The following is a 26,132-nucleotide window of genomic DNA, read 5'->3' as shown; positions in this document are numbered from 1 at the left end:
CGTCGTGCTGCGCGCGCCGTTACAATCACGCGATGATTCCGCACGACCTCACCTTCGTCCTCGGCGGCGCGCGTTCGGGCAAGAGCGCGCACGCCGAGCGTCTCGCCGCCGACAGCGGCCGCCCCGTCACCTATGTCGCGACCGCGACGCCAAGCGCCGACGACGCCGAATTCGAACGCCGCATCGCCCATCACCGCGCGCGCCGGCCGGCCGACTGGGGCTTCGCCGCCGCGCCGGTCGATCTCGCCGGCACGCTCGCGCGGCTCGACGATCCGCACGCATGCGTGCTCGTCGACTGCCTGACGCTGTGGCTCACCAATCTGCTGTGCCCGCTCGACGGCGAGCCGCTCGACGACGCGCAGTACACGGCGGAGGTCGAGCGGCTCGAGCGCGCCTTGTGCGAGACGCGCGCGAAGGTGATCGTCGTCAGCAACGAAATCGGGCTCGGCGTCGTGCCGCTCGGCTCGGTCACCCGCCGCTACGTCGACGAACTCGGGCGGCTCAATCAGCGCATCGCCGCGCTCGCCACGCGCGTGACGCTGCTGGTCGCCGGGCTGCCGCTGACGATCAAGGCCGGAGCGCCGTCATGCTGATGCTGTCGCTGCCGGTCGTCGCCGTGCTCGCGGTCGCCGCCGCCTTGGTCGATCGGCTGATCGGCGAACCGGCCGGCTGGCATCCGCTCGTGGCGTTCGGCCGGCTCGCCGCGCGCATCGAGGCCGCGCTGAACACGGGCCGGCGCGGCCGCATCGTCGGCGTCGCCGCGTGGGGCGCGGCCGTGCTGCCGCCGGTGGCCGTCGCCGCGTGGCTCGCGAGCGTGCTGCCGTGGCCGCTCGCGGCCGCGCTGCACGTCGCGCTGCTGTGGTTCGCGCTCGGCGCGAAGAGCCTCGGCGAGCACGTCGCGCCGATCGCCGCCGCGTTGCTGCGGCACGATCTCGCCGCCGCGCGCGCGCTGACCGCTCGCATCGTCTCGCGCGACACGAGCGACGCCGACGAAGGCGCGCTGTCGCGCGCGGCCGTCGAATCGGCGCTGGAGAACGGCAACGACGCGATCTTCGGCGCGCTGTTCTGGTTCATCGTCGCGGGCGGCCCCGGCGCGCTGCTGTTCCGGCTCGCGAACACGCTCGACGCGATGTGGGGCTATCGCACGCCGCGCTTCCTGACCTTCGGCTGGGCCGCCGCGCGCATCGACGATGCGCTGAACTGGATTCCCGCACGACTGACGGCGGCGAGCTATGCGCTGCTCGGCGACACGGCCGCCGCATGGCGCTGCTGGCGCACGCAGGCGCGCCACTGGGACAGCCCCAACGCGGGGCCCGTGATGGCTGCCGGCGCCGGCAGCCTGAACGTGCGGCTCGGCGGCCCGGCCGTCTATCACGGCGCGCTCGAGGAGCGCCCGACGCTCGGCACCGGCGCGCCGGCGTCGGCCATCCACGTCGCGGCCGCGCTGTCGCTCGTCACGCGTACGCTCGCCCTGTGGCTCGCGCTACTGGTCGCGAGCGGCGCGCTCATCCTCGCTACCCATCATGTCTGACGCACGTATCACGCACGGCGGCAACCTGCACGAAGCCGCGCGTCGCCATCGCATTCCGTACGACGCGTGGCTCGATCTGTCGACCGGCATCAATCCGGTCGGCTATCCGGTGCCGCCGGTGCCCGCCGACGCATGGCGCCGCCTGCCCGACGACGGCGACGCGCTCGCCGCGCGCGCGGCCGCTTACTATCACGCGCCCGACGCCGCGCACGTGCTGCCGGTCGCCGGCAGCCAGGCGGCGATCCGCGCGCTGCCCGCGCTGTTGCCGCCCGGCGACGCCGCCGTCGCGGCGCTCGCCTACGGCGAATATGCGCCAGCGTTCTCGCGTCACGGCCATCGCATCGTCGCGCTCGACATCGAAGCCGACCGCCTGCCCGCGACGCTGCTGCACGCGATCGTCGGGAACCCGAACAATCCGACCGCCGACGCGGTGCCGGTCGAGCGACTGCTGGGCTGGCATGCGCAGCTGTCGGCGCGCGGCGGCACGCTGATCGTCGACGAGGCGTTCGCCGATACGGGCGCGACGCCGTCGCTCGCCGCGCACGTCGATCGCCCCGGCCTCGTCGTGCTGCGCTCGGTCGGCAAGTTCTTCGGGCTCGCCGGGATCCGCGCGGGCTTCGTGCTCGCGCAGCCGGAACGGATCGCCGCGCTCGGCGACATGCTCGGCGCGTGGACCGTCAGCGGCCCCGCCCGTCACGCGGTCACGGCCGCCTTCGCCGATCGCGCCTGGCAGGCCGCCGCGCGCGCGCGGCTCACGGCCGACGGCGAACGACTCGCCGCGCTGCTGCGCGCACACGGCTTCGCGGTGCGCGCGACGCCGCTGTTCAGCTGGACCGACGATCCGCGCGCAGCCGCCTTGCACGAGGCGCTCGCCGCGCAAGGCATCTGGACCCGGTACTTTGCCGCGCATCCGAGCGTGCGCGTCGGCCTGCCGGGCAACGACGCGCAATGGCAGCGCCTCGCGCATGCGCTCGCGCAGTGCGTGCCGATGCTGCACCGGGCATCCGCATGAGCGCCGCCGTGTGGCGCGTCCCGGCCGCGCTCGCGGCGATCGTTGCGTTCGCACCGATCGCGCGCGCCGACGTCACGGCCCACGACGACGCCGGCAATACCGTCACGCTGCCGGCGCCCGCGCAACGCGTGATCAGCCTCGCGCCGCACGCGACCGAACTGATCTACGCGGCCGGCGGCGGCGCGAAGCTGGTCGGCACCGTGACGTACAGCGACTATCCGCCCGCCGCGCGCGCGGTGCCGCGCGTCGGCGACAACAAGGCGCTCGACCTCGAACGGATCGCCGCGCTCAAACCCGACCTGATCGTCATCTGGCGGCACGGCAACGCCGAGCGGCAGACCGATGCGCTGCGTGCGTTGCACATTCCGCTGTTCTTCAGCGAGCCGAAGCATCTCGACGACGTCGCGACGTCGCTGCACCGGCTCGGCACGCTGCTGGGCACCAACGCTGCCGCCGATGCGGCCGCGGCCGCGTACTCGCGCGACATCGCGGCACTGCGCGCACGCTACGCGGCGCGCCCGGCCGTCACGATGTTCTTTCAGGTATGGGACCGGCCGCTGACCACGCTCAACGGCGCGCACCTGTTCAACGACGTCATTGCGCTGTGCGGCGGCCACAACGTGTTCGCCGCGCTCGAGCCGCTCGCACCGACCGTCACCGACGAGGCCGTGCTCGCCGCGAATCCGGAAGCGATCGTGACGACGAGCGCCGGCGCGACGCGCTCGGACGCGCCGCTGCCGAGCCTCGCGCGCTGGCGTGCGTGGCCCGCGCTGACGGCCGTTGCACGCAACAACCTGTTCGCGATCGACGGCGATCTGCTGACGCGGCCGTCGCCGCGGATCGCGCAGGGCGCGGCCGCGCTGTGCGCGGATCTCGACGCGGCGCGCGCACGGCGGCCCGCGCATTGAGGGCGGCGCGCGAGCGCCCGCCGGTCCAAGATCGGCACGCGGCGTCTACGCGTCCCAGTGGACGATCTTCCACGCACCGGCCGCCTCGCTCATCCGCAGCCACACGACCCCGCCCGTCGGCACCGGTCGCGCGAGCAGCGTGTCGAGCGGCACGCGCAACGCGTGCGCGGCGAACGCGCGAATCACGCCCGCATGCGTGAGCGCCCATTGCGCGACGCCCGCCTGCTCGACCGCAGCCGCCATCTGCGCGACGCGCGCGGCGAACTGCGCGACGCTCTCGCCGCCGTGCGCGCATGCATGCAGCAGATCGGCCGCCCACGCATCGAGCGCGGCGCGGTCGATGTCGTCCCACCGCTGCAGCTCCCACGCGCCGAAGTCCATCTCCTGCCAGCGCGGGTCCGGCCGCAACGGCGCGTCGAATACGTGTGCGAGCCGTGCGGCGACCGACGCGCAGCGCGCGAGCGGGCTCGTCCAGATCTGCTCCGGCAACGGCGCGTCCAGCGCCGCGAGACGCGCACGCACGGCCTGCGCACCGGCGTCCGCCGATTCCGCGAGCGGCACGTCGCTGCGCCCGTAGCACACGCCGCGCTCGACGCCGACGGCCGGATGGCGAATCAGGACGACGTCCATCCGAGCACCACGAGATAGATCGCCAGTTCGTTCAGCTGCTGCGCGAAGCCGAGGCAGTCGCCCGTATAACCGCCGATCCGCTTCACGAAGTAGCGCGCGGCCCACGCGCGCACGAGCGCCAGCGCGATGAACGCCGCGACGCCCGCGCGCCAGTCCGGCCAGAACAGCCACGGCAGCCCGAACACTGCGGCGGCGGCGGCCGCGCGCGCGCTCATGCGTTGCGCGACGGGCTTCGCCTTGCCTTCCGGGCGGACGTAGTCGAGCGACATCAGCAGGCTCACCGCCGCCGCGCGGCTCGCCGCATGCGCGGCGATCATCGTCCACGCGGCGCGCAGCGGCGGCATGGCGGACAGCGCCTGCCATTTCAGGCCGAGCGCGATCACGAGCGCCGCCGCGCCGAACGTGCCGATCCGCGAATCGTGCATGATCCGCAGCACGTCGTCGCGCGTGTAGCCGCCGCCGAACGCGTCGCAGCTGTCGGCCAGCCCGTCCTCGTGGAACGCGCCGGTCGCGAGCAAGGTCGCGGCCATCGACAGCCCGACCGCGATCGCCGCGGGCAGCACGCGCAGCGCGGCCAGATAGACCAGCGCGCCCCATGCGCCGACGCATGCGCCGACCAGCGGGAAGTAGCGCGCCGCCTGATCGAGATCGCCGGCCGCGTAGCCGATCGCGCGCGGCACCGGCACGCGCGTGAAATAGCCGAGCGCGACGAAGAAGTAGCGCAGTTCCGCGCGCACGCCGCGTGCGCGCTCACGCATCACGATCGTCGACGCCTGCGGATTCGAAGCTCGCCATCTCGGTCAGGAACGCGGCGGCCGCGCGCACCAGCGGCAGCGCGAGCGCGGCGCCCGTGCCCTCGCCGAGCCGCAGGTCGAGCGCGAGCAGCGGCTTCGCGCCGAAATGCTCGAGCATGCGCCGATGCCCGGCTTCGTGCGACGCGTGCGAGAACACGCAGTAGTCGCGCACGCCGGGCGCGATGCGTTCCGCGACGAGCAACGCGGACGTCGCGATGAACCCGTCGACGAGAATCGTCATCCGCTCGCTCGCGGCGGCCAGATACGCGCCGGTCATCATCGCGATTTCGAAGCCGCCGAACGTGGCGAGCACGTCGAGCGGCGCGATCGCATGCGCATGCCGCGCGAGCGCGCGGCCGAGCACCGCGCGCTTGTGGGCGAGCCCCTGGTCGTCGAGGCCGGTGCCGCGCCCGACGCACGCATCGATCGGCACGTCGAGCAGGCGGCTCATCAGGCACGCGGCCGACGACGTGTTCGCGATCCCCATCTCGCCGAAGCCGATCACGTTCGTGCCGAGCGCTGCGTGCTGGCGGACCCGCGCGGCGCCGGCGGCGAGCGCCGCGTTCGCTTCGTCGAGCGTCATCGCGGGCTCGAGCGCGAAGTTGCGCGTACCGCGCGCGATCGGCAGCGACACGAGCCGCTCCGACGCCGGCAGCGGCGACGCGACGCCCGCGTCGACGATCTCCAGCACGCTCTGCGCGACGCCCGCGAACGCGTTGATCGCGGCGCCGCCGGCCAGGAAGTTCGCGACCATCTGCGCGGTGACCGATTGCGGATACGGGCTCACGCCCTCGGCCGCGATCCCGTGGTCGGCGGCGAAGACGATCGTGACCGGACGCTGCACCTGCGGCCGCTCGGTGCGCTGGATCAGCGCGAGCTGCAACGCGAGCGCCTCGAGCTGGCCGAGACTGCCGGGCGGCTTGGTCTTGTGATCGATCACGTGCTGCAGGCGCTCGCGCAGCGTAGCGTCGAGCGGCGCGAGCGCGGGCGGGAAGTCGGTCGGGTTCGTCATCGGGAAAGTGCCTCGTTGGCGCGGCCGGTGCCGCGTGCGAAAGAAGGAAGGTGGATCATCGTCGCTCGGGCCAGGCCGGCAGCAGCGCGTCGCGGCCGCTCTCGCGAATCAGCACGAGCGGATAGCCGAACGCATCGCTCGCGCGCGCAGGCGTCAGCACGTCGTGCACGCGGCCCGCCCACGCATGGCCGCGGCCGTCGAGCAACAGCGCGTGAGTCGCGAAGCGGCGCGCGAGATTCAGGTCGTGACACGAGAACAGCACCGTGCGCGGGCCTGCGTCGACCCACGCGGTGAGCGCGGTCAGCGCGTCGATCTGGTGATGCAGGTCGAGATGCGCGAGCGGTTCGTCGAGCAGCAGCAGCGGCGCGTCCTGACACAGCGTCGCAGCCAGCGCGACGCGCTGCCGCTCGCCGCCCGACAGCGACAGTACGTCGCGCGAGGCGAGCGCGGCGAGCCCGAACGTCGCGAGTGCATCGCGCGCCGCGGCGCGGTCGCCGTCGCGCTCCCATCCCCAGCCGCCCAGATAGGGGAAACGGTTCAGCAAAACCGTATCGAACACCGTCGCGCTGAACGCGTCGTGCAGTTGCTGCGGCATCAGCGCGCGGCGGCGTGCGAGCTGCTCGGGCTGCCATGCCGCGAGCGGCCGGCCGTCGTACTCGACGTGCCCGCCGGCCGGCTGCTGCAAACCCGCGAGCGTCGCGAGCAGCGTCGTCTTGCCGGCGCCGTTCGGCCCGGCGACGCACCAGATCTCGCCCGGCCGGAACGCCTGCGTGAAGCCGTCGAGCAGCGTCCGCTCGCCGGCCTCGAGCGTGAGCGCGAGCGCCGTGCAATCCGCGTCGGCAGCGTGCGTCATCGCGGCGGCCTCCTCAGCAGCATCCACAGGAACACCGGGACGCCGATCAATGCGGTCATCACGCCGACCGGCAATTGCGCGGGCGCGATCGCGGTGCGCGCGAGCAGGTCGGCCGCCATCACGCCGCCGCCGCCCGCGAGCATCGCGGCCGGCAGCAGCATGCGCTGGTCGTTGCCGAACGCGAGCCGCAGCGCATGCGGCACGACGAGGCCAACGAAGCCGATCGTGCCGGCCGTCGTCACCGCGGCCGCGGCGGCCAGCGACGCGACCAGGTAAATGCGCACGCGCACGCGCGCGACCGGCACGCCGAGCGCCAGCGCTGTCGCGTCGCCGCGCAACATCACGTTCAGCTGCGGCGCGGCCGGCAGCGCCGCCGCGGCGGCGAGCAGCAACGCGCCCCATGCGAACCACGGCGCGCTCACGCCGCTCAGGTCGCCGGTCAGCCAGAAGATGATGCCGCGCAGCCGCGCGTCGGGCGCGAGCGACAGCAGCAGCGTGACGAGCGCGCCCCACCCGGCCGCAATCACGACGCCGGTAAGGAGCAGCCGCGGCGATGCATCGCGCGAGTCGCCGCGCCGCAATTCGCGGCGCGCCAGGCCGAGCACGAGCGTGATCGACACGAGCGCGCCCGCGAACGCGCACGCATCGACGAGCCACCACGCGGCGCCGGCGATCATCGCGACGAGCGCGAAGCCGGCCGCGCCGCCGGACACGCCGAGCACGTACGGTTCCGCGAGCGGGTTGCGCAGCAGCACCTGCAGCAGCGCGCCGGCCAGCGCGAGCAGCGCGCCGCACGCGAAACCCGCGAGCGCGCGCGGCAAGCGCAACGTGCGCACGATGTCGGCGAACAGCGCGTCGCCGCCGTGCGACACGAGCGATGCGAGCGCCTGCCACGGCGACATCGGCACACTGCCGATCGACAGCGACGCGACGAACAGCAGCGCCACCACGCCGGCGAGCGCGGTCCAGATCGCGACGGCACGCGCGGCATTCATGCGCCGCATCCGACGAGGGTCGAGCAGCAGCACACGCGCGTGGCGCTGCGGTGAGACGAACGCATGACGGAGATTGCGTTGCGCTGAGGCGAACACCGAACGGACGTCGCGCTGCGACGTGTCGAACCGATGTGCAGGTTGCCGGCCCCCGTACGGCGAGTTGCTGCGCCGCACTTCGGCGACGCCGGCCCGTGACGGTCGAGATCCATCGAACGGCCGGTCCGCGCGCACGGCGTCGCGCGCACGCTCGCGCCTCGCGCGCTTGCCGGTCGTGCGGCATCGCGCTCGCGTGCGAGACCGCCGCACTCGCCGAACTCGCCGAACTCGCCGAGCCCGGCGCAGCCGCACTGGCCGCACGCAACGTGACGGCGGCACACGGCACGCGGCGGCATGCGCAGCGTCGTGCGAATGATTGGGGTCGGCATCGAAGACAGTTCCCGTGAAGCGCTGCGCACCCTGCTTCCCCGCAGCGCGCGCGTCATGAAGCCCGACGGGCTCCTCGTCTCGGCCGGTATCCGGGCTGACGGCGTGCCGGCTCGCCTTCCCGCGCGCATCGCGCGCAGTGGCCCGCGCCCGCATGCGCAACTTGCATGCGAAACGCGCCCGAGCCGGCCTGCGTCGTACGACGCGGCCGCTTACCGTTGCGGGGGCAGCGCAGGTTGGCGAGCTCCTGGCGAAGCGCACGCCCTGCTTCCCGTTTAACCGCGCGACGCACGCGCGAGCACCGAGGCCGCGCCAGTTTAGGAGCGGGCCGCGCGAGCGTCAAGAAAGCGTCGGCACGCACGCGGCGCATGCGTCGGATGCGCATATTCGCGGCAAGAAGCCGGGGTGTTACGACTGGAAACGTTACAGATGTCGGAAAGCGGGGTATTCCGCGCTAAAATGCTGGGTCTTTAGAGGACGCAGCAGATGCTCAACGAACTCGAAACCTTATCTCAAAATATTGGCCGTCTGATTTCGCTGAACAAGCGCTATCACTCGGAACGGCTCGCGCTCGAGGAGCAGGTCACGCAATTGCGCGCGGACGCGGACACGGTCCGTGCGGAACTCGCGCAGCTGCGCGAAGAACGCAATGCGCTTGCGGCCGAGCGCGACACGCTGTCGGCAAAGATCGACGACGCCCAGGTCAAACTGAACGCGATCCTCGAGAAGCTGCCGCGCACGAAGAGCGTGGAGCAAGCCGACAACCAGCTCGACCTGCTGGACGGGCAGGCGCGCCCCGATAGCGACGACGCGGCCAGCCACGGAGAACATGCATGAGCACCAAGCAGATCGAAGTCTCGATTCTCGGTCAGCCGTATCGGCTCGCCTGTTCGGCCGAGACCGAAGCGGCACTGCTCGAGGCCGTCGCGCGCGTCGATGCCGAAATGTCGAAGATCCGCGCGAACAGCTCGGTGCGCGGCACCGATCGCATCGCGGTGATGGCCGCGCTGTCGCTCGCGTCCGAATTGCTGCGGCTGCAAACGAGCGTGCGGCACGGTGAAGCATTTCCGGCCGAGGAAATCCGTCGTACAATGCACCAGATGAACGAACAGCTCGGCGCTGTGCTCGCACAGCACGAGACGCAGTAACAAGCGCAGTAACGTTTGATTGTTGTGTCGATTCCCCTTGATCTCGGCGATCAACGGTGTTCAAATTGGCGCAACGAAACACAGTTTAGTCAGCTTCCCTGCCTGGTTCGCCAAGGTCATATATTCCTTGAACCAATGCCATGTGCACGGTTGCGGAAATTTGTAGCACGGGCGCGCGCGTCACTCTGTCTGATGTACCCGATGTGCTGCTAACTGCGACCAATTCTGAACCCCAGGTTCAGGATGCCGGCCTAGCGGCCAAGGCGGGGGCCTATTCAACGGCATCGGGCTTGTCCCGATGCCGTTTCCTTTTGCAACAGCCCTTTCTGCGTCGATCACGATCCATGCAATACTGGCTGATGAAGTCCGAACCGGACGAAGCAAGCATCGACGATCTCGCACACGCACCGCAGCGCTCGCTGCCATGGACCGGCGTGCGCAACTATCAGGCGCGCAACTTCATGCGCGACACGATGAAGATCGGCGACGGCGTGCTGTTCTATCACTCGAGTTGCCCCGAACCGGGCATCGCGGGCCTCGCCGAAGTTGCATCGGCGCCCTACCCCGACCCGACCCAGTTCGATCCGAAGAGCCCGTATTACGACCCGAAGTCGACGCACGAAACGCCGCGCTGGTTGCTCGTCGACGTGCGCTTCGTGAAGAAGTCGGCGCTCGTGCCGCTCGCCGCGCTGCGCGAACACGACGAGCTCGCCGACATGCGCGTGCTCGCGCGCGGCAACCGGCTGTCGATCACGCCGGTCACGCGCGCCGAATGGCGCTTCATCACCGAAAGGCTGATGAAGTAGTCGCGCATCGAAGGTCAAATCCGGTCAGAACGCGCGGCCGTCGAGGAACTCGCGGCGCGCTTGCGCAGCCTAAGCAACGGCCGTCGCCCGAACGGGCCGACGGCCGTTTTTTCGTCGCGCGGTACGCCCGCGTCGCGCACGCGCGATCCGCATGCGCGCTCTCGCACAAGGAGTCCAACAATGACCAAGAAATCCGCTCTCGCGCTGTCGCTCGCGCTCGCCGCCGCCGTGCCCGTCGCGCTGACGCTCGCGTCGCCGGCCGCGCACGCACAAACCGCCAACCCGCATTTTCCGGAGCCGGCCGGCGTGCTGTCGCTGTCGTCGCAGGCGAGCGCCGACGTGCCGCAAGACATCATTCATATCACGCTGTTCTACGAACAGCAGGCCAAGGACGCCGGTAGCCTGACGGCTACGCTGAACCAGCGCGCCGACGCCGCGCTCGCGCAGGCGAAGGGCGTGTCGGGCGTCACCGCGCATACCGGTGCGTTCTCCGTCTATCCGAGCACCGATCGCGACGGCAAGATTTCCGCATGGCGCGGCCGCACGGAAGTCGTGCTCGAGTCGCGCGACTTCGCGGCCGCGTCGAAGCTCGCGGGCCAGCTGTCGAACCAGATGCAGATCGCGAACGTCGAATTCTCGCTGTCGCCCGAAGCGCAGCGCGCGGCCGAGCAGAAGCTGACGACCGAAGCGATCAAGTCGTTCCGCACACGCGCGGACGAAGCCGCGAAGGCGTTCGGCTACAGCAGCTACTCGATCCGCGACGTGAACGTCGGCGGCAGCCGCAACGTGCAGCCGTATCCGCGCATGATGGCGATGGCCGCGGCGCCGATGGACAACGCGAAGATGAGCGCACCGATTTCCGTCGAAGGCGGCAAGGCCACCGTGTCGGTCACGGTCAACGGCTCGGTGCAGATGAAGTAAGCACGAAGCAACGCGCGGCGCGCAACGCCGCGCAGATGCGAAAACGCCGGCCCTCGGGCCGGCGTTTTTCGTTCGAGCATCTGCATGCGACGAGCACGTGTGGCGAGCCCGTCGGCGTGGCGTCGCGCGTCACGCATGTCACGCAGCCGCATTCGCTCCACGGCGACGATACGCCCACACCAGCATCGCGATGCCGGCGACGATCATCGGCAGCGACAGCCATTGCCCCATCGACAGGCCGAGCGCGAGCAGGCCGAGGAAATCGTCGGGCTCGCGGGCGAACTCGACGGTGAAGCGCGCGAGGCCGTAACCGATCAGGAACAGCGCCGACACCGCGCCCATCGGCCGCGGCTTGCGCGAGAAGAAGAACAGCACGAAGAACAGCACGACGCCTTCGAGCGCGATTTCATAGAGCTGCGAAGGATGGCGCGGCAGCATCTGGTACTGCATGAACACGTCGGCGAGATGCCACTTCTCGACGAGCGCCGGGTGCTTCGGCAGCCATGCGGCGTCGTCGCGCATCGCGCCCGGGAACAGCATCGCCCACGGCGCGCTCGGATCGGTCACGCGGCCCCACAGCTCGCCGTTGATGAAGTTGCCGAGCCGCCCGGCCGCAAGCCCGGTCGGCACCATCGGCGCGACGAAGTCGGTCACTTGCAGCCAGTGCCGCTTGCGCTGCCATGCGAACAGGATCATCGCGAGCGTCACGCCGAGAAAGCCGCCGTGAAACGACATCCCGCCTTCCCATACCTTGAATATGTCGAGCGGGTGCGACAGGTAGAAGTCGGCCTTGTAGAACAGCACGTAGCCGAGCCGGCCGCCGAGCACGGTGCCGAGCACGCCGTAGAACATCATGTCGTCGATGTCCTTCGCGGTCCAGCCCTGCGCCGCGACGTGCGGCAGCTTCAGGCGGACCCGGCCGACGACGATCGCCGCGATGAAGCCGACGAGATACATGAGGCCGTACCAGCGCACGGCCAGCGGGCCGAGATGGATCGCTACGGGGTCGAAATTCGGGTGAATGATCATGAGTTCGCGATGAAGTTTTCGAATGCGGTACGGCTCGCACAGGGCACGCACCGCGCGTTGGACGGCGCCGGCGCGCCATCGTTCGCATCGCGCGGCGACTCCGTGCACGCGCGACGTCGACGAAGCGGGCGAGCACCGCGCCGACGTCACCGGTGCACCACACGAGCCGCGCGTCGACGACCGGCGCGTCGAGCACGCCGGTGCGCCGCAGGTTACGCAGCGACTGCGGCATCCGTGCGACATCCAGGCCGGCCGACACGAGGCTGACGATCGTCTGCATCTGAATCGCCTGCGGGTCGATCGGCGGGTTTGCCCGGCTGCACCGTAGCAGGCCGTAATGATGTCATAAAAGCCGGGTGCCAAACGAAGCCGGGAGATCACGCGTCGCGACGCGGCGAGGTCGGTCGAGCGCACTGGCCCTTCGGCTTCGGCTTCATCAGCGTCAGCGGCAGGCGCCGCGCCCACCGACCTCGCCATCACGGCCACCGCGCCCGCCATACCGCAGCGCGACTACCGTCACGATACAGCGCACCGCACCTGCGACCGCGTAGCGCGCCCCGACTCGGGAAACGCGCAAAACGCGCGTTCCCTTTGCTCTTATAATGCGCGGACCGTGAAGCCGGCCGTTCGCGCCGGCGGAGGACTGCATGAAACAGACGATATCCGCCGCGCTGCTCGCGGCGCTGTTGGCGGCCGGCGCAGCGGCGGCGCACGCCGAGCCGGCCGGCGACGGGCTCGCACTCGCGCAACGCAAGAACTGCATGGCGTGCCACGCGGTCAACAAGCCACTGATGGGTCCGTCATTCCGCGACATCGCCGGCAAGTACGCGGCGCGCGCCGATGCGGCCGACTACCTCGCGCAGTCGATCGTGAAGGGCAGCGTCGGTGTGTGGAGCGGCGTGCCGATGCCCGCCAATACGCAGCTCACGAGCGCCGAAGCGCACACGCTCGCGCAATGGGTGCTGTCGCTGCGTTAACGCAATTCCGGGCACAACCCGGCGCGCGCGGCGGCGTCGTGCGACGCGGGCCGCTCCGGCACGCCGCCGCGCAGCAGGCCGCGCGCGTCATCCTAGCCGCGCAGCGCGTTACCCGAAACGACTACACACGCCGCGTGCCGGCCTCTCAGCCCGAATGACCGGCGCGGCGACGATCGATCTCTTCGTCGACCGCGTCACGCACCCATTCCATCACTTCGGTTTCCAACGCAAGCGCGACTTCGCGCGTGATCTGGCCGACCAGCCAGGCCGTGTGGTCGTGCAGCGCGTCGCGACAGCGCGCCTCGATCGCGTCGCGCCCGGCACCGGTCAAATAGTTCGTGAGCCGGTTGCGCAAACGCTCGGCGATATGCTGCGCGTCCTCGGGCGTCAGCGCCGCCGCGGCGGCGGGCGCGCCCAGCGGCGGCGGCGACGCGTCGGCCGGTCGATCCGCGAGCGCCGCGGCAGCGGCCGCAGCCGGCACGAGTGCCTGCGGCAGTGTCGCGTCGTCGAGCGGCGCCGCGGCGAGCTCGGGCTGCGACGGCGCATCGTCCGCCAGGACCGAGCGCAGCGGCGCCGGCGTGGCGGCCGCTTCCTCGGCCACCACGTGCCCGGCCGCGGCCGGTTGCGCCGGCGCATCGCTGTCGCCGGGCAGCTCGACGGTCGGCAGATACGGCGTCGGCACCGGCTCGACGATCACCGCCTCGGTGCCCACCGTGTCGTGATCGAGCGCGTCGAACGCTGCCGTTCGGCCGCGCGCAATCATGTCGTTCAGCACCGGAATGTCGGCATCGTCGCGCGATCGTGCGTCGCCCACTGACGGCGCGGCCGGCACCGGCTTGCCGGGCACCAGCACGTCGGTCAGCGTCGGGATCGAGAATGGTTCGGCTTGTGTCACGGGAACGCTCCGTCGCCGGTTTCGGCTAGCTGCCCTGCTTGTAATTGTTCAGCGCGTATCCGCGATCGCGGTAGAAGCGGTAGCGGTCGCGGCCCGCAGCCAGCTCGTCGGGCGCGTTGCCGACCACTTCGAGCAGGCGCTCGAAGCGCGCGAACTGCGCGGGCACCGTCGCGCCGAGGTTCAGCAGCACCTGATGATGCGGCGCCTGGTCGAGATCGGCGGTGAGCAGAATCGGCGTGGCGGCCGCGTGCGGGCTGTCCACGCTGCAGTGCGGGATGAAGTCGAGCGGCGAAAAGGTCCACAACCGCTCGTCGAGCGCGCGCAGGCGCGCGGCTTCGGCGAGCACGACGACCGGCTGCCCGGCCTGATAGGCCTTGCGCAGCAGCCGGCATGCATACGCGAGCGAATCGCCGACGTTTGAATGGAAATCGATTCGCGTCATTGCCCGCTCGCCCGCATCGTCGTGTGACCGGCCATCACTGCCCGGCGCGGTCGATCAGGAATTGCGCGAGCAACGGCACCGGACGGCCCGTCGCGCCCTTCGCCGCGCCGCTCTTCCATGCGGTGCCGGCGATGTCCAGGTGCGCCCACGGGTAGCTTTCGGTGAAGCGCGACAGGAAGCACGCCGCCGTCACGGCGCCGGCCGGCCGGCCGCCGATGTTCGCGATATCGGCGAAATTCGACTTCAGCTGATCCTGGTATTCGTCGTCGAGCGGCATGCGCCACGCCGCATCGTTCGCTTCGCGCGATGCGTCGAGCAGTTCGCCCGCGAGCGCATCGTCCTTCGAGAACAGGCCGCTGTTGTGGCCGCCGAGCGCGATCACGCACGCGCCCGTGAGGGTCGCCACGTCGATCACCGCGGCCGGCTTGAAGCGCTCCGCATAGGTGAGCGCGTCGCACAGGATCAGACGGCCTTCGGCGTCGGTGTTCAGCACTTCGATCGTCAGGCCCTTCATGCTCGTGACGATGTCGCCCGGCTTCGTCGCGTTGCCGCCCGGCATGTTCTCGCAGGTCGGCACGATCGCGACGACGTTGATCTTCAGGCCCATTTCGGCGACCGCACGCATCGTGCCGAGCACCGAACCGGCGCCGCACATGTCGTACTTCATCTCGTCCATGCCTTCGCCCGGCTTCAGCGAGATGCCGCCGGTGTCGAACGTGATGCCCTTGCCCACCAGCACGACCGGCGCGGCCTTCGCCGCGGCGCCCTGGTAGTGCAGCACGATGAACTGCGGCGGCTCGACGGATGCGCGCGCGACCGACAGGAACGAGCCCATCTTCAGCGCCTGGATCTGCTTGAGCCCGAGCACCTCGGCCTTCAGGCCCCAATCCTTCGCGAGCTTCTTCGCGGTGTTGCCGAGATAGGTCGGCGTGCACACGTTGCCCGGCAGATTGCCCAGATCGCGCGTGAGGTCCATCCCGTTGGCCAGCGCGACGGCCTGCTTCGCCGCGAGCTTCGCCGCCTTTTCGTCGGACGGATCGACGCTGAACACGACGCGCTTGAGCGCGTGCGACGCCGGCTCCGGCTTGCTCTTCATCTGCGTGAAGCGGTACGTTTCGTTGCGCAGCGCGAGAATCGCGGCGCGCACGCCCCAGTCGGAGCCGCGCTCGTCGACCGGCAGCTGCGCGAGCGTGAACGTGACCTGCCCGACCTTGGTCGCCAGCAGCGCGCGCCACGCGGCGGTGGCCGCATCGTTATAGGCTTTCTGATTGAAAGCATCCTGCTTGCCGAGACCGACCAGCAGCACGCGCGATGCGCCGATCCCCGAGACCTCCGGCAGGAACAGCGTCTTGCCGCGCTTGCCGTCCATGTCGCCGGCCTTCACCACGCGCGAGATCAGCCCCTTGGTGGCCGTGTCGATGTCGAGCGCCGCGCCCGAAAGAGTTTGCGCCTCGAAGATGCCGAGTACGATGCAATCGGACTTCCCGGTCAGGAACCCCTTGGCCTCGCCTTTGCTCCAATCACAGCCTTTTATGCTAAAGTCCATCGCGCTTGTCCTCGGATAAAATCTGGGCTAAGGATGAAAGCCGCAATTATCCGCTATTTTTCCCGTGGCGGCGCGAGCGCTCCACCACGCGTGCGCAGCCTCCCGCCCTCTTCTCATCAAGAATGATCTTCGAACGCTCCCTCCAGCGCGAGCTTGCGTATACGGCTGGCGCCGTGTTCATGGTGCTGCTCACGATCATGCTCACGACGATGATGATCCGCATCGTCGGCTACGCCGCGTCCGGCGAAATCGATCCGCGGGACGTGCTCGTGCTGATCGGCCTGACCGTGATCGGCTATCTCGCGGTGATGCTCGTCGTCACGCTGTTCGTGTCGATCCTGTTCGTGCTGACCCGGTGGTACCGGGACTCCGAAATGGTCGTCTGGCTCGCGTCGGGCGTCAGCCTCACGCGCCTGATCAAGCCGATCGGCGTGTTCGCGACGCCGATCATCCTGCTGATCGCGTTCTTCGCGTTCGTCGGCTGGCCGTGGTCGAACCAGCAGAGCAAGATGATCAAGGCGCGCTTCCAGCAGCGCGACGAAATCTCGCTGCTCGCGCCGGGCCAGTTCCGCGAATCGGCGTCGAACCATCGCGTGTTCTTCATCGAAAAAATGTCGCCGGATCAGAGCAAGGTCCAGAACGTGTTCGTCACGTCGACGGAGAACGGCAAGGTCAACGTCGTCGTGTCGCACGCGGGCCATACCGAGACGCGCGACGGCGACCGCTTCGTCGTGCTGGAGGACGGCCGCCGCTACGACGGCACGCCGGGCCAGCCGAACTTCAAGATCATGGAGTTCCAGCGTTACGGCGTGAAGATCACGAGCACGCCGGTCACCAACGTGCCGACCACCAACAGCACGCCGACGCCGGAGCTGCTGAGCAACCCGACGCGCAACAACCTCGCCGAGTTCGCATGGCGCGCGGGGCTGCCGCTGATCGCGATCAACCTGATGGTGCTCGGCATTCCGCTGTCGTACCAGAACCCGCGCCGCAGCCGCACGATCAACCTCGTGATGGCCGTGCTGATCTACCTCACCTACTCGAACCTGCTGAACGTCGTGCAGGCGCAGATCGAGCAGGGCAAGATGTCGTTCGGCGTCGGGCTCGTCGGGCTGCATCTGGCCGTCGCGGTGATCGTCGCGGTGATCTTCTGGTTGCGCGTGCGCAATCGCCCGCTGTTTACACGCGCGCTGTTCGGCCGCTCGGGAGCATGATCGATGCGGCTCTATGAAAAGTATTTCGCGCGACAGATCTACGTCACGTTCGTCTTCATCCTGTTCGCGTTCTCGGGGCTGTTCTTCTTCTTCGACCTGATCAGCGAACTGAACTCGGTCGGCCACGGCAATTACAAGTTCGGCTACGCGGTGCTGCGCGTGGCGCTGCAGACGCCGTCGCGCTTCTACGAGATCATCCCGGTCGCCGCACTGATCAGCGCGATCTACGTGTTCGCGCAGATGGCCGCGAGCTCGGAATTCACGATCTTCCGCGTGTCGGGCCTCGCGACCAACCAGGCGCTGCGCTCGCTGCTGAAGATCGGCGTGCCGCTCGTGATCATCACCTATCTGATCGGCGAATTCGTCGGCCCGTACGCCGACCAGCTGTCGGAGCGGGTGCGATTGCAGGCGCTCGGCGCATCGGTGTCGTCGAACTTCCAGTCGGGCGTGTGGGTGAAGGACACGCTCGCGGCGCGCGAGAACGGCGAGCAGGTCACGCGCTTCGTCAACGTCGGCAGCCTGTCGCCCGATTCGACGATCAGCAACGTGCGCATCTACGAGTTCGATTCGAAATTCCAGCTGCAGAACGTTCGGATCGCGCAGACAGGCCGCTACGAGCCGCCCGGCCACTGGCTGCTCAAGGGCGTGACGGAAACCGAACTGACGCCGATCAAGCCGATCGCCGGTCAGCCGGCCGACGCGCTGAACCCGGTGTACCGGTCGCAGCAGGTGTCGCTGCCCGAATACCGGCTGCGCTCCGATCTGACGCCGCAGATCCTGTCGGTGCTGCTCGTGTCGCCCGAACGGATGTCGCTGATCAACCTGTTCCGCTACATCCAGCATCTGCGCGAGAACCAGCAGGACACGCAGCGCTACGACATCGCGTTGTGGCGCAAGCTGCTCTACCCGTTCGCGGTGTTCGTGATGCTAGTGCTGTCGCTGCCGTTCGCGTACCTGCATACGCGCGCCGGCGTGGTGGGCGTGAAGGTGTTCGGCGGCATCATGCTCGGCATGAGCTTCCAGCTGCTCAACACGCTGTTCTCGCACATCGGCACGCTGAACACGTGGCCCGCGCCGCTCACCGCGGCAACGCCGGGCCTCATCTATCTCGCGCTCGGCCTGTTCGCGCTGAAGTGGGTCGACCGGCACTGAGCGCCGCCACGATGGAGATCACGACATGAGTTCGCACGGCATCGTCCTGTTCGGTCACGGCGCGCGCGATCCGCGCTGGGCCGAGCCGTTCGAACGGCTCGCCGCGCGGTTGCGCGGCGCCGGCGAACCGGCCGCTCACGTGTCGCTCGCGTTCCTCGAACTGATGACGCCGTCGCTCGACGCGGCCGTCGCCGCGCAGGTCGCGGCGGGATGTACGCGGATCACCGTGGTGCCCGTGTTCTTCGGCCAAGGCGGCCACGTGCGGCGCGACCTGCCGCAGCTGATCGACGCGTGCCGCGCCGCGCATCCGCACCTCGACATCCGCTGCGCGACGGCCGTCGGCGAGGACGACGGCGTGCTCGACGCGATCGCGCGCTACTGCATCGATCAGATCGGCCGCGACGCGTAGCCGAATCGGCGGCATCCAAACAAAAAAGCGCTGGCTTCATCGAAGCCAGCGCTTTTTTTTGCCCGGACGCCAGGTCGATTCAGGCGGCGTTGCGCAACGCATCACCCTCGTTCGCGCGCGCGGCGCGTTCGGCGAACGCGTCGCCGATCATCAGCAGGCTCGGTTCGGCCGGATCGAGCCACGACTGCGCGTCGCCCGCGGCCATCTGCGCGAGCGTCAGCGTCAGCGTGCGTTCGCGCGCGGTGCTGCATGCCTCGACGATCGCCACCGGCGTCGCCGGGGCGCGGCCCGCGTCGATCAGCTGCTGCGCGATGCCCGGCGCGCTGTCGCGCCCCATGTAGTAGACGATCGAATCGGCGCGCGCGGCCTCGCGGATCTCGTCGCTGCCGGGCGCGCGGCTGTGCGTCGCGAACGCGACGCTGCGCGACACGCCGCGCAGCGTCAGCGAGCGCTTCAGCGTCGCCGCGCCGGCCAGCGCCGCGGTGATGCCCGGCACGACCTCGTAGTCGATGCCGGCTGCCTCGAGCGCGCGCATTTCCTCTTCGGCGCGACCGAACAGCATCGGGTCGCCGCCCTTCAGACGCACCACGCACGCATGCTCGCGCGCCGCATCGACGATCTGCTTGTTGATGAAGTGCTGCGCGGTCGAACGCTGGCCGCAGCGCTTGCCCACCGCGATGCGGCGCGCGTTCGGCGCGTAGTCGAGCATCGCCGGCTCGACGAGCGCGTCGTGCAGCACGACGTCGGCTTGCTCGAGCAGCCGCGCGCCGCGCACCGTGATGAGGTCCGCGGCGCCCGGCCCCGCTCCGATCAGATACACCTTGCCCATGTTTGTCGCTTCGCTAGTCGTGCCATGGCGGCTCGCGCGCCGCCGCAGAGGCGGCGCGCGGTGCCCCGCAGTGCCCGTTACGCCGAGAAGGCGCGGATCATGCCGGCGGCGACCGTGTGATGCGTCGCCTCGTCGATCAGCACGAACGCGCCCGTGCCCGGATGCGCGTCGTAGGTGTCGCAGACGATCGGCTTCTGCAGCGTCAGTGCGACGCGGCCGATGTCGTTCATCTTCAGTTCCTGACGGTCGGTCGCGTGCGACAGCGTATGCACGTCGAGCACCTCGTTGACCGCGCCGATCTTCGCGAACACCGTGCTGGTGGTCTGCTTCAGCAGGTACTTGCGCTGCGGCGACAGCGGCGTCTCGTCGAACCAGCACAGGTCCGCGTCGAGCTTCTTCGCCGGTACGACCGGCTCGGCCGCCGTCACGAACATGTCGCCGCGCGACACGTCGACGTCTTCGCCGAGGCGGATCGTGACCGTCTGGCCCGCGAACGCGTACGGGACTGCCGCGGTGCCGCCCGGCACCGGCGCGATGATCTCGGCGATCGTCGCGGTGCGGTTCGACGGCAGCACGACGATCTCGTCGCCGACCTTCACCTCGCCCGATTCGATCCGGCCCATGTAGCCGCGGAAATCGTCGGCCGAGCTGCCGTCCTGGCGCGCGACCCACTGCACCGGGAAGCGCAGCGCGTCATGCGCCTGCGTCTCGACCGGCAGCGATTCGAGCACGTCGAGCAGCGGCTCGCCCGCGTACCACGGCATGCGCTCGCTCGCGCCGACGATGTTGTCGCCCTTGAGCGCCGACACCGGCACGAAGCGCACGTCGGTCAGGCCGAGCTGCTGCGCGAGCGCGACGTACGCGTCGCGGATCTCGTTGAAGCGCGCTTCGCTGTAGTCGACCAGGTCCATCTTGTTGATCGCGACGATCACGTGCTGCAGCGCCAGCAGCTTGACGATCGCGCTGTGGCGTTTCGTCTGCGGCAGCAGCTGCGCGACGCCGTTCTCGATCGTCACGCGCGTCGCGTCGACCAGGATGATCGCCGCGTGTGCGGTCGACGCGCCCGTCACCATGTTGCGCGTGTACTGCTCGTGGCCCGGCGTGTCGGCGATGATGAACTTGCGCTTCGCGGTCGCGAAATAGCGGTACGCGACGTCGATCGTGATGCCCTGCTCGCGCTCGGCCTCGAGCCCGTCGGTCAGCAGCGCGAGGTCGAGCTCGTCGCCGACCGTGCGCTTGTTCTTCGCGCGCGACAGCGCGGACAGCTGGTCCGACAGCACGGCCTTGCTGTCGTAAAGCAGGCGGCCGATCAGCGTGCTCTTGCCGTCGTCGACGCTGCCCGCGGTGATGAAACGCAGCACGCCGAGGTCTTCGGTGTTCTCGATGATGCTCATGATGTGAATGTCCTCGTGTGCTTCAGAAATAGCCTTGCTTCTTGCGCTGCTCCATCGCAGCTTCCGACGCCTGATCGTCCATCCGCGTCGCGCCGCGTTCGGTGATCTCGGTCACGGCCGTCTCGGCGATGATCTTCTCGACGTCGTCCGCATCGCTCTCGACCGGGCACGTGCAGCTGATGTCGCCGACCGTGCGGAAGCGCACCTGCGCGAGCTCGCTCGTCTCGCCGTCACGCATCGGCGTGAGCGGCGTGACCGGCACGAGCAGCCCGTTGCGGCGCACGATCTCGCGCTGGTGCGCGTAGTAGATCGACGGCAGTTCGAGGTTTTCGCGGGCGATGTACTGCCACACGTCGAGCTCGGTCCAGTTCGAGATCGGGAACACGCGCAGGTGTTCGCCCTTGTGCAGACGCGCGTTGTACAGGCTCCACAGCTCGGGGCGCTGCGCCTTCGGGTCCCACTGGCCAAATTCGTCGCGGAACGAGAAGATCCGCTCCTTCGCCCGCGCCTTCTCTTCGTCGCGGCGCGCGCCGCCGATCAGCGCCGTGTAGCCGTGCTGCTCGATCGTCTCGAGCAGCGTGACGGCCTGCGCGGCGTTGCGCGAATCGGTTTCGCGGCGCAGCACGACCGTGCCGCGCTTGATCGAATCCTCGACGTGGCCGACCACCAGCTCGGCGCCGAGCTGTTGTGCACGGCGGTCGCGGAAGTCGATCACTTCCTCGTAGTTGTGGCCCGTGTCGATGTGCACGAGCGGGAACGGCAGCGTCGTCTTGCGGTTCGCGCCGAGGCCGAACGCCTTCAGCGCGAGGTGCAGCACGACGACCGAATCCTTGCCGCCCGAGAACAACAGCGCCGGCTTGCTGCATTCGGCGACCAGTTCGCGCAGGATGTGGATCGACTCGGCTTCGAGCCAGTCGAGGTGGCCCATGCGGTTGTCGGCACCGGCGGGCGGGGCAAAGGCGGATTGCTCGAGCGTCGTGCTCATGATTTCGGTCCTTCTCTTCTGGGTTCGTGCGGCCCGTTGTCGCGGGCCGCGCAATATTCGGGTTCTGGTCGGCGTTCAGTGCGCGGCGCCGGCTTCGGCGCTCGCGGGAATCGGCGTGATCGTCGTGATGTGCAGACCGCATTCCTTGGTGTCGCGCGACTCCCACCACCAACGGCCCGCGCGGCTGTCCTCGCCGGGGCGAATCGCACGCGTACACGGCTCGCAGCCGATGCTCGGGTAACCGCGCGCGTGCAGCGGATTGACCGGCACTTCGAACGCGTTAAGGTACGCCCACACGTCGGCTTCCGTCCAGTCGGCGAGCGGGTTGTACTTCGCGATCCCGCGCGATTCGTCCCTTTCTTCCTCGTGCAGCTCCGCGCGCGTGACCGACTGCTCGCGACGCTGGCCCGTGACCCACGCGCCGACGTCGGCCAGCGCGCGGTTCAGCGGCTCCACCTTGCGGATGTGGCAGCACGACTTGCGCAGCTCGACGCTGTCGTAGAACGCGTTCGCGCCGTGCTCGGCGACGTACTGATCGACCGCCTCCTGGTTCGGATGGAACTGCTCGATCTCGTAGCCGTAGCGCTCGCGCACGCGGTCGATCATGCCGAGCGTCTCCGCGTGCAGGCGGCCGGTGTTCAGAGAAAAGATGCCGATCGGCACCTGCTTCGACAGGATCGCGTGCGTCAGCAGCATGTCTTCCGCGGCGAGGCTGCTCGCGAACTTGACCTTGTCGTGGCGCGCGCCGATCTGCGCGAGCAGCGCGTCGAGCCGCTCGACCTTGGCGGCCAGTTCGGGCGTGAGTGCGGTCGCGGCGCTCATGCGTTCACCTTCGCGTCGGATGCAGCCGCGCGGCGGCGGAACAGCGGCGCCGGCTCGTCGAACGCGCCCTGGTAACGCTGCGTGAATTCGCCGAACGCGTTGAGCGCGTCGTGGATGTCCTTGTCGGCACGCACCGCGAACGCGTCGAAGCCGCAGCGCGACATGTACAGCAACTGATCGCGCAGCACGTCGCCGATCGCGCGCAGCTCGCCGGTCCAGCCGTAGCGCTCGCGCAGCAGCCGCGCGATGCTGTAGCCGCGGCCGTCCGCGAACCGCGGGAAGTCGACCGCGATCAGCGAGATCGCGCCGAAGTCGGCCGCCAGCTCGGCCGGCTCGCTGTCCGGCGCGAGCCATACGCCGAGTTCGTCCTTCGTCTTCGCCGCGACGAGCGCCGCGCGCTCCGCTTGCCACAACGCGAACGGCACCAGCACCTTGCCGGCCGGCAGTGCGTCGACCGCGGGCAGCGCGCCGTCTTCCGCCGCGCGCACGACCTGCCATGCGTCGTCGATCACTGCGCGGTTCTTGATAATCGAAGCCATCTGCAAATTCCTTCTAGCCGGTGGGTTAGGCGTTCACTGCCTGGCGCGCCGCATAGACGCGCTCCTTGAACGGCGCGATGCCGATGCGGTCGTACGTATCGATGAAGCGCTCGCCGTCGGCGCGCGCATCGACGAACGTGTCGATCAGCTTCGCGATCACGTCGGGCACTTCGTCGGCGGAGAACGACGGCCCGATCACGCGGCCGAGGCGCGCGCCGTTCTGGCCCGTGCCCTGCTCGCCGCCGAGCGACACCTGGTACCACTCGGCGCCGTCCTTGTCGACGCCGAGGATGCCGATGTTGCCGACGTGATGGTGACCGCACGAGTTCATGCAACCGGAGATGTTCAGCGACAGGTCGCCGAGGTCGTACACGTAGTCGAGATCGTCGAAACGCTGCTGGATCGCCAGCGCGATCGGGATCGACTTCGCGTTCGCGAGCGAGCAGAAGTCGCCGCCCGGGCACGCGATGATGTCGGTCAGCAGCCCGATGTTCGGCGTCGCGAAGCCGGCCGCCTTCGCCTTTTCCCACAGCGCGAACAGGTCGCGCTTCTTCACGTTGGCCAGAATCAGGTTCTGCTCGTGCGATACGCGCACTTCGCCGAACGAGTACGCGTCGGCCCATTCGGCCACTTGATCCATCTGCTCGGCGCTCGCGTCGCCCGGCGCGACGCGGTGATCCTTCAGCGACAGCGTGACCGCCGCGTAGCCGGCCACCTTGTGCGGCGCGACGTTGCGCTCGACCCAGCGCGCGAACGCCTTGTTCTCGAGCAGATGCTGTTCGAACGACGCGTCGGTGTCGGCCAGCTTCTCGTAGACGGGCGGCGCGAAATACTGCGACACGCGGTCGAGTTCGGCCTGCGTCAGCGTGGACGGGCCGTCCTTCAGGTGCTGCCACTCTTCTTCGACCTGCTGCGCGAACTTCGCCGGTGACAGCGCCTTCACGAGGATCTTGATCCGCGCCTTGTACAGGTTGTCGCGGCGGCCGTAGCGGTTGTACACGCGCAGCACGGCTTCGCAGTACGTCAGCAGATGCTGCCACGGCAGATCTTCCTTGATCACCGCGCCGACGATCGGCGTGCGGCCGAGGCCGCCGCCCGCGAGGATGCTCGCGACCACCTCGCCCTGCGCGTTCTTCTTCAGATAGACGCCGAGGTCGTGGATCTGCACGGCCGCGCGGTCGTCGTGCGAGCCGGACACCGCGATCTTGAACTTGCGCGGCAACCACGCGAATTCGGGATGGAACGTCGACCACTGACGCAGGATCTCGGCCCACGGACGCGGATCGATCTCCTCGTCCTGCGCGACGCCGGCGAACTGGTCGGCCGTGATGTTGCGGATGCAGTTGCCCGACGTCTGGATCGCGTGCATCTGCACCGAGGCGAGCTTCGCGAGGATCTCGGGCGTGTCTTCGAGCTCGACCCAGTTGAACTGGATGTTCGAGCGGGTCGAGAAGTGACCGTAGCCGCGGTCGTGCTCGCGGGCGATGCGCGCCAGCATGCGGAGCTGGTTGCTGCGCAGGTTGCCGTACGGAATCGCGATGCGGTGCATGTACGCGTGGCGCTGCATGTACAGGCCGTTCTGCAGGCGCAGCGGACGGAATTCGTCTTCGCTCAACTCGCCCGACAGGCGGCGGCGCACCTGATCGCGGTACTGTGCGACACGCTCGTCGACGATCGTCTGGTCGTACTGGTCGTACTGATACATTCGGGGACCCCAGGGTGTTCGTGGTGACCGCGCGACGTCCTAGCCACGTCGCGCCCGAATCTCTGTTTCGCCGCTCCGGCCGGCCTTCCGCTGCCCGGCTGGATTGCTAATGACGAAAACAGATATCCATATTTGAAAAACTCCGGTGAATCGTAATAAACTCGCCTTATATTTCAAACGACTAAAAAATTCTGTTGATATGCGGAAGGGTTATAAATGAACCTGCACCAATTTCGCTTCGTGCGCGAGGCCGTCCGGCAGAATTTCAACCTCACCGAGGCCGCCAAGGCGCTCTATACGTCGCAGCCGGGGGTGTCGAAGGCGATCATCGAGCTGGAGGACGAGCTCGGCGTCGAGATCTTCACCCGCCACGGCAAGCGGGTTCGCTCGCTCACCGAGCCGGGCAGAATCATACTCGCGTCGGTCGAGCGGATCCTGCAGGAAGTCGAGAGCCTCAAAAGGGTCGGAAAGGACTACGCCGCGCAGGACCAGGGCAACCTGACCATCGCCGCCACGCACACGCAGGCGCGCTATTCGCTGCCGGCCGCGATCGCCGAATTCAAGAAGCGCTTCCCGAAGGTGCATCTGTCGATCCTGCAGGGCAGCCCGACGCAGGTCGCCGAGATGGTCATCCACGACCAGGCCGACCTCGCGATCGCGACCGAGGCGATCTCCGACTACAAGGAGCTCGTGTCGCTGCCGTGCTTCCAGTGGCATCACGCGGCCGTGGTGCCGGCCGACCATCCGCTGCTCGAGCGCAAGCCGATCACGCTCGACGACCTCGCGCAGTATCCGCTGATCACGTATGACAACGCGTTCGCCGGCCGCAAGAAGATCAACCATGCGTTCGCGCTGCGCGGGCTATCGCCGGACATCGTGCTCGAGGCGATCGACGCCGACGTGATCAAGACCTACGTCGAGCTCGGGCTGGGCGTCGGGATCATGGCCGACATCGCGTTCAATCCGGAGCGCGACCGCAACCTGCGGCTGATTCCGGTCGGCCATCTGTTCGGCAGCAACGTGACGCGCGTCGCGCTCAAGCAGGGCGCGTACCTGCGCAGCTATGTGTATACGCTCGTCGAGCTGCTGTCGCCGACGCTGAACCGCAAGCTGATCGAGCAGGCGCTCAAGGGCGAAGCCGAATCGTACGAGCTTTGACAC

Annotated in this window: 28 protein-coding genes, 1 other RNA gene, 1 pseudogene and 1 riboswitch; of the genes and pseudogenes, 14 read left to right on the top strand and 16 right to left on the bottom strand. The window is 68.9% G+C overall.

Translation table 11 applies throughout. The annotated features are described in order from the left end of the window. Positions 1-32 precede the first annotated feature (32 nt). The 4 genes from cobU to MBR110_RS05835 are packed head-to-tail and all read left to right on the top strand — an operon-like array spanning position 33 to position 3,451. Complete coding sequence (gene cobU / locus MBR110_RS05850; RefSeq protein ID WP_011885720.1) at positions 33-593, top strand: bifunctional adenosylcobinamide kinase/adenosylcobinamide-phosphate guanylyltransferase; 561 nt, start codon at positions 33-35, stop codon at positions 591-593. After that, positions 587-1,531: an adenosylcobinamide-phosphate synthase CbiB gene (gene cbiB, locus MBR110_RS05845; RefSeq protein ID WP_014723468.1), complete on the top strand. Its 945-nt coding sequence runs from the start codon at positions 587-589 to the stop codon at positions 1,529-1,531. The genes cobU and cbiB overlap by 7 nt, the downstream gene beginning before the upstream one ends. Then, entirely contained in the window at positions 1,524-2,543 is a 1,020-nt protein-coding gene (gene cobD, locus MBR110_RS05840) for a threonine-phosphate decarboxylase CobD (RefSeq protein WP_181709212.1), read from the top strand. Before cbiB ends, cobD begins: the two co-directional genes overlap by 8 nt. Next, positions 2,540-3,451: a cobalamin-binding protein gene (locus MBR110_RS05835; protein ID WP_059735681.1), complete on the top strand. Its 912-nt coding sequence runs from the start codon at positions 2,540-2,542 to the stop codon at positions 3,449-3,451. The genes cobD and MBR110_RS05835 overlap by 4 nt, the downstream gene beginning before the upstream one ends. A 45-nt stretch (positions 3,452-3,496) precedes the next feature. Here MBR110_RS05835 and cobC read toward each other — a convergent pair whose 3' ends face one another. Genes cobC through MBR110_RS05810 form a run of 5 tightly spaced genes read right to left on the bottom strand, consistent with a single transcriptional unit; the run spans position 3,497 to position 7,744 of the window. After that, entirely contained in the window at positions 3,497-4,081 is a 585-nt protein-coding gene (gene cobC, locus MBR110_RS05830; RefSeq protein WP_059735683.1) for an alpha-ribazole phosphatase, read from the bottom strand. Further along, positions 4,066-4,839, bottom strand: coding sequence for an adenosylcobinamide-GDP ribazoletransferase (locus MBR110_RS05825; RefSeq protein WP_059567048.1), 774 nt, complete (start codon positions 4,837-4,839; stop codon positions 4,066-4,068). Before MBR110_RS05825 ends, cobC begins: the two co-directional genes overlap by 16 nt. Beyond that, positions 4,832-5,887 carry a nicotinate-nucleotide--dimethylbenzimidazole phosphoribosyltransferase gene (gene cobT / locus MBR110_RS05820; RefSeq protein WP_011885726.1) on the bottom strand — a complete coding sequence of 352 codons (1,056 nt, stop codon included), beginning with the start codon at positions 5,885-5,887 and terminating at the stop codon, positions 4,832-4,834. The genes MBR110_RS05825 and cobT overlap by 8 nt, the downstream gene beginning before the upstream one ends. A 55-nt stretch (positions 5,888-5,942) precedes the next feature. After that, positions 5,943-6,740 carry an ABC transporter ATP-binding protein gene (locus MBR110_RS05815; RefSeq protein ID WP_034192611.1) on the bottom strand — a complete coding sequence of 266 codons (798 nt, stop codon included), beginning with the start codon at positions 6,738-6,740 and terminating at the stop codon, positions 5,943-5,945. After that, positions 6,737-7,744, bottom strand: coding sequence for a FecCD family ABC transporter permease (locus MBR110_RS05810; RefSeq protein WP_230946861.1), 1,008 nt, complete (start codon positions 7,742-7,744; stop codon positions 6,737-6,739). Before MBR110_RS05810 ends, MBR110_RS05815 begins: the two co-directional genes overlap by 4 nt. Positions 7,745-8,224: 480 nt before the next feature. Further along, a riboswitch (cobalamin riboswitch) is annotated at positions 8,225-8,479 on the bottom strand. A 165-nt stretch (positions 8,480-8,644) separates the two neighbouring features. Here MBR110_RS05810 and MBR110_RS05805 point away from each other — a divergent pair. The 5 genes from MBR110_RS05805 (at position 8,645) to MBR110_RS05785 (ending at position 11,033) form a co-directional block, all read left to right on the top strand. Then, the gene (locus MBR110_RS05805) at positions 8,645-8,995 is read left to right on the top strand and encodes a hypothetical protein (protein WP_011885729.1); all 351 of its coding nucleotides are present in this window, start codon (positions 8,645-8,647) and stop codon (positions 8,993-8,995) included. Further along, complete coding sequence (locus MBR110_RS05800) at positions 8,992-9,306, top strand: cell division protein ZapA (RefSeq protein ID WP_011885730.1); 315 nt, start codon at positions 8,992-8,994, stop codon at positions 9,304-9,306. Before MBR110_RS05805 ends, MBR110_RS05800 begins: the two co-directional genes overlap by 4 nt. Positions 9,307-9,398: 92 nt before the next feature. Beyond that, positions 9,399-9,580, top strand: a non-coding RNA gene (ssrS, locus tag MBR110_RS05795) — 6S RNA. Positions 9,581-9,650: 70 nt separating this feature from the next. Continuing rightward, positions 9,651-10,112 (top strand): EVE domain-containing protein, encoded by a 462-nt coding sequence (locus tag MBR110_RS05790; protein ID WP_011885731.1) that lies wholly within the window; start codon positions 9,651-9,653, stop codon positions 10,110-10,112. A gap of 180 nt (positions 10,113-10,292) precedes the next feature. Further along, positions 10,293-11,033, top strand: a complete 741-nt coding sequence (locus MBR110_RS05785; protein ID WP_011885732.1) for an SIMPL domain-containing protein — start codon at positions 10,293-10,295, stop codon at positions 11,031-11,033. A 138-nt stretch (positions 11,034-11,171) separates the two neighbouring features. On the opposite strand, the gene lgt is transcribed toward MBR110_RS05785, so the two are convergent. Both lgt and MBR110_RS32050 read right to left on the bottom strand, forming a co-directional pair. Continuing rightward, positions 11,172-12,062, bottom strand: a complete 891-nt coding sequence (gene lgt, locus MBR110_RS05780; protein ID WP_034192612.1) for a prolipoprotein diacylglyceryl transferase — start codon at positions 12,060-12,062, stop codon at positions 11,172-11,174. A gap of 88 nt (positions 12,063-12,150) precedes the next feature. Continuing rightward, a pseudogene (locus tag MBR110_RS32050) lies at positions 12,151-12,542 on the bottom strand (LysR family transcriptional regulator); the annotation flags it as partial. Between the two features lie 167 nt (positions 12,543-12,709). Here MBR110_RS32050 and MBR110_RS05775 point away from each other — a divergent pair. After that, positions 12,710-13,039 carry a c-type cytochrome gene (locus MBR110_RS05775; protein ID WP_011885733.1) on the top strand — a complete coding sequence of 110 codons (330 nt, stop codon included), beginning with the start codon at positions 12,710-12,712 and terminating at the stop codon, positions 13,037-13,039. Between the two features lie 145 nt (positions 13,040-13,184). Here MBR110_RS05775 and MBR110_RS05770 read toward each other — a convergent pair whose 3' ends face one another. Genes MBR110_RS05770 through MBR110_RS05760 form a run of 3 tightly spaced genes read right to left on the bottom strand, consistent with a single transcriptional unit; the run spans position 13,185 to position 15,922 of the window. After that, positions 13,185-13,934 (bottom strand): DUF2486 family protein, encoded by a 750-nt coding sequence (locus tag MBR110_RS05770; protein WP_059463186.1) that lies wholly within the window; start codon positions 13,932-13,934, stop codon positions 13,185-13,187. A 25-nt stretch (positions 13,935-13,959) separates the two neighbouring features. Next, a complete protein-coding gene (locus MBR110_RS05765) occupies positions 13,960-14,376 on the bottom strand; it encodes a DNA polymerase III subunit chi (RefSeq protein WP_011885735.1) in 417 nt (138 codons plus the stop codon). Positions 14,377-14,410: 34 nt separating this feature from the next. After that, the gene (locus MBR110_RS05760) at positions 14,411-15,922 is read right to left on the bottom strand and encodes a leucyl aminopeptidase (protein ID WP_011885736.1); all 1,512 of its coding nucleotides are present in this window, start codon (positions 15,920-15,922) and stop codon (positions 14,411-14,413) included. Between the two features lie 122 nt (positions 15,923-16,044). On the opposite strand from MBR110_RS05760, the gene lptF reads away from it, so the two are divergent. From lptF to MBR110_RS05745, 3 genes are read left to right on the top strand one after another with little or no spacing between them, the layout of a single operon-like run. Further along, positions 16,045-17,136 (top strand): LPS export ABC transporter permease LptF, encoded by a 1,092-nt coding sequence (gene lptF, locus MBR110_RS05755; protein ID WP_034192615.1) that lies wholly within the window; start codon positions 16,045-16,047, stop codon positions 17,134-17,136. Positions 17,137-17,139: 3 nt separating this feature from the next. Next, positions 17,140-18,288, top strand: a complete 1,149-nt coding sequence (gene lptG / locus MBR110_RS05750; RefSeq protein ID WP_011885738.1) for an LPS export ABC transporter permease LptG — start codon at positions 17,140-17,142, stop codon at positions 18,286-18,288. A 25-nt stretch (positions 18,289-18,313) separates the two neighbouring features. Continuing rightward, entirely contained in the window at positions 18,314-18,697 is a 384-nt protein-coding gene (locus MBR110_RS05745) for a sirohydrochlorin chelatase (RefSeq protein ID WP_011885739.1), read from the top strand. Positions 18,698-18,776: 79 nt separating this feature from the next. Here MBR110_RS05745 and cobA read toward each other — a convergent pair whose 3' ends face one another. The 6 genes from cobA to MBR110_RS05715 form a co-directional block, all read right to left on the bottom strand. Next, a complete protein-coding gene (cobA, locus tag MBR110_RS05740) occupies positions 18,777-19,526 on the bottom strand; it encodes a uroporphyrinogen-III C-methyltransferase (RefSeq protein ID WP_011885740.1) in 750 nt (249 codons plus the stop codon). Between the two features lie 77 nt (positions 19,527-19,603). Further along, on the bottom strand, positions 19,604-20,920 hold the full coding sequence (locus MBR110_RS05735) for a sulfate adenylyltransferase subunit 1 (protein ID WP_175898888.1): 1,317 nt from the start codon (positions 20,918-20,920) through the stop codon (positions 19,604-19,606). Positions 20,921-20,942: 22 nt separating this feature from the next. Further along, complete coding sequence (gene cysD / locus MBR110_RS05730; protein ID WP_011885742.1) at positions 20,943-21,905, bottom strand: sulfate adenylyltransferase subunit CysD; 963 nt, start codon at positions 21,903-21,905, stop codon at positions 20,943-20,945. A 75-nt stretch (positions 21,906-21,980) separates the two neighbouring features. Further along, positions 21,981-22,727: a phosphoadenylyl-sulfate reductase gene (locus MBR110_RS05725; protein WP_011885743.1), complete on the bottom strand. Its 747-nt coding sequence runs from the start codon at positions 22,725-22,727 to the stop codon at positions 21,981-21,983. After that, complete coding sequence (locus tag MBR110_RS05720; RefSeq protein ID WP_011885744.1) at positions 22,724-23,266, bottom strand: DUF934 domain-containing protein; 543 nt, start codon at positions 23,264-23,266, stop codon at positions 22,724-22,726. Before MBR110_RS05720 ends, MBR110_RS05725 begins: the two co-directional genes overlap by 4 nt. 25 nt (positions 23,267-23,291) lie before the next feature. Continuing rightward, a complete protein-coding gene (locus MBR110_RS05715; protein ID WP_011885745.1) occupies positions 23,292-24,971 on the bottom strand; it encodes a nitrite/sulfite reductase in 1,680 nt (559 codons plus the stop codon). Positions 24,972-25,187: 216 nt separating this feature from the next. On the opposite strand from MBR110_RS05715, the gene MBR110_RS05710 reads away from it, so the two are divergent. Further along, a complete protein-coding gene (locus MBR110_RS05710; protein ID WP_014723479.1) occupies positions 25,188-26,129 on the top strand; it encodes a CysB family HTH-type transcriptional regulator in 942 nt (313 codons plus the stop codon). The last annotated feature ends 3 nt before the right edge of the window (positions 26,130-26,132 follow it).

This window comes from Burkholderia sp. MBR-1, from assembly GCF_013822785.1.
In the GTDB taxonomy this organism is placed as follows: Bacteria; Pseudomonadota; Gammaproteobacteria; order Burkholderiales; family Burkholderiaceae; genus Burkholderia; species Burkholderia vietnamiensis.
The sequence above is the reverse complement of the archived record's forward strand: the minus strand, read 5'-3'. Positions and strand labels throughout refer to the sequence as shown.

Coding starts and splice junctions, on each gene's coding strand:
- MBR110_RS05715 (WP_011885745.1), bottom strand. CDS start 24,971: ATGTATCAGTACGACCAGTACGACCAGACGATCGTCGACGAGCGTGTC.
- MBR110_RS05745 (WP_011885739.1), top strand. CDS start 18,314: ATGAGTTCGCACGGCATCGTCCTGTTCGGTCACGGCGCGCGCGATCCG.
- lgt (WP_034192612.1), bottom strand. CDS start 12,062: ATGATCATTCACCCGAATTTCGACCCCGTAGCGATCCATCTCGGCCCG.
- MBR110_RS05725 (WP_011885743.1), bottom strand. CDS start 22,727: ATGAGCGCCGCGACCGCACTCACGCCCGAACTGGCCGCCAAGGTCGAG.
- MBR110_RS05710 (WP_014723479.1), top strand. CDS start 25,188: ATGAACCTGCACCAATTTCGCTTCGTGCGCGAGGCCGTCCGGCAGAAT.
- MBR110_RS05720 (WP_011885744.1), bottom strand. CDS start 23,266: ATGGCTTCGATTATCAAGAACCGCGCAGTGATCGACGACGCATGGCAG.
- MBR110_RS05790 (WP_011885731.1), top strand. CDS start 9,651: ATGCAATACTGGCTGATGAAGTCCGAACCGGACGAAGCAAGCATCGAC.
- cobT (WP_011885726.1), bottom strand. CDS start 5,887: ATGACGAACCCGACCGACTTCCCGCCCGCGCTCGCGCCGCTCGACGCT.
- MBR110_RS05815 (WP_034192611.1), bottom strand. CDS start 6,740: ATGACGCACGCTGCCGACGCGGATTGCACGGCGCTCGCGCTCACGCTC.
- cbiB (WP_014723468.1), top strand. CDS start 587: ATGCTGATGCTGTCGCTGCCGGTCGTCGCCGTGCTCGCGGTCGCCGCC.
- cobC (WP_059735683.1), bottom strand. CDS start 4,081: ATGGACGTCGTCCTGATTCGCCATCCGGCCGTCGGCGTCGAGCGCGGC.
- lptG (WP_011885738.1), top strand. CDS start 17,140: ATGCGGCTCTATGAAAAGTATTTCGCGCGACAGATCTACGTCACGTTC.
- MBR110_RS05800 (WP_011885730.1), top strand. CDS start 8,992: ATGAGCACCAAGCAGATCGAAGTCTCGATTCTCGGTCAGCCGTATCGG.
- MBR110_RS05825 (WP_059567048.1), bottom strand. CDS start 4,839: ATGCGTGAGCGCGCACGCGGCGTGCGCGCGGAACTGCGCTACTTCTTC.
- MBR110_RS05810 (WP_230946861.1), bottom strand. CDS start 7,744: ATGCGGCGCATGAATGCCGCGCGTGCCGTCGCGATCTGGACCGCGCTC.
- MBR110_RS05735 (WP_175898888.1), bottom strand. CDS start 20,920: ATGAGCATCATCGAGAACACCGAAGACCTCGGCGTGCTGCGTTTCATC.
- cobD (WP_181709212.1), top strand. CDS start 1,524: ATGTCTGACGCACGTATCACGCACGGCGGCAACCTGCACGAAGCCGCG.
- MBR110_RS05765 (WP_011885735.1), bottom strand. CDS start 14,376: ATGACGCGAATCGATTTCCATTCAAACGTCGGCGATTCGCTCGCGTAT.
- lptF (WP_034192615.1), top strand. CDS start 16,045: ATGATCTTCGAACGCTCCCTCCAGCGCGAGCTTGCGTATACGGCTGGC.
- cobU (WP_011885720.1), top strand. CDS start 33: ATGATTCCGCACGACCTCACCTTCGTCCTCGGCGGCGCGCGTTCGGGC.
- MBR110_RS05760 (WP_011885736.1), bottom strand. CDS start 15,922: ATGGACTTTAGCATAAAAGGCTGTGATTGGAGCAAAGGCGAGGCCAAG.
- MBR110_RS05805 (WP_011885729.1), top strand. CDS start 8,645: ATGCTCAACGAACTCGAAACCTTATCTCAAAATATTGGCCGTCTGATT.
- MBR110_RS05775 (WP_011885733.1), top strand. CDS start 12,710: ATGAAACAGACGATATCCGCCGCGCTGCTCGCGGCGCTGTTGGCGGCC.
- cobA (WP_011885740.1), bottom strand. CDS start 19,526: ATGGGCAAGGTGTATCTGATCGGAGCGGGGCCGGGCGCCGCGGACCTC.
- MBR110_RS05785 (WP_011885732.1), top strand. CDS start 10,293: ATGACCAAGAAATCCGCTCTCGCGCTGTCGCTCGCGCTCGCCGCCGCC.
- MBR110_RS05835 (WP_059735681.1), top strand. CDS start 2,540: ATGAGCGCCGCCGTGTGGCGCGTCCCGGCCGCGCTCGCGGCGATCGTT.
- cysD (WP_011885742.1), bottom strand. CDS start 21,905: ATGAGCACGACGCTCGAGCAATCCGCCTTTGCCCCGCCCGCCGGTGCC.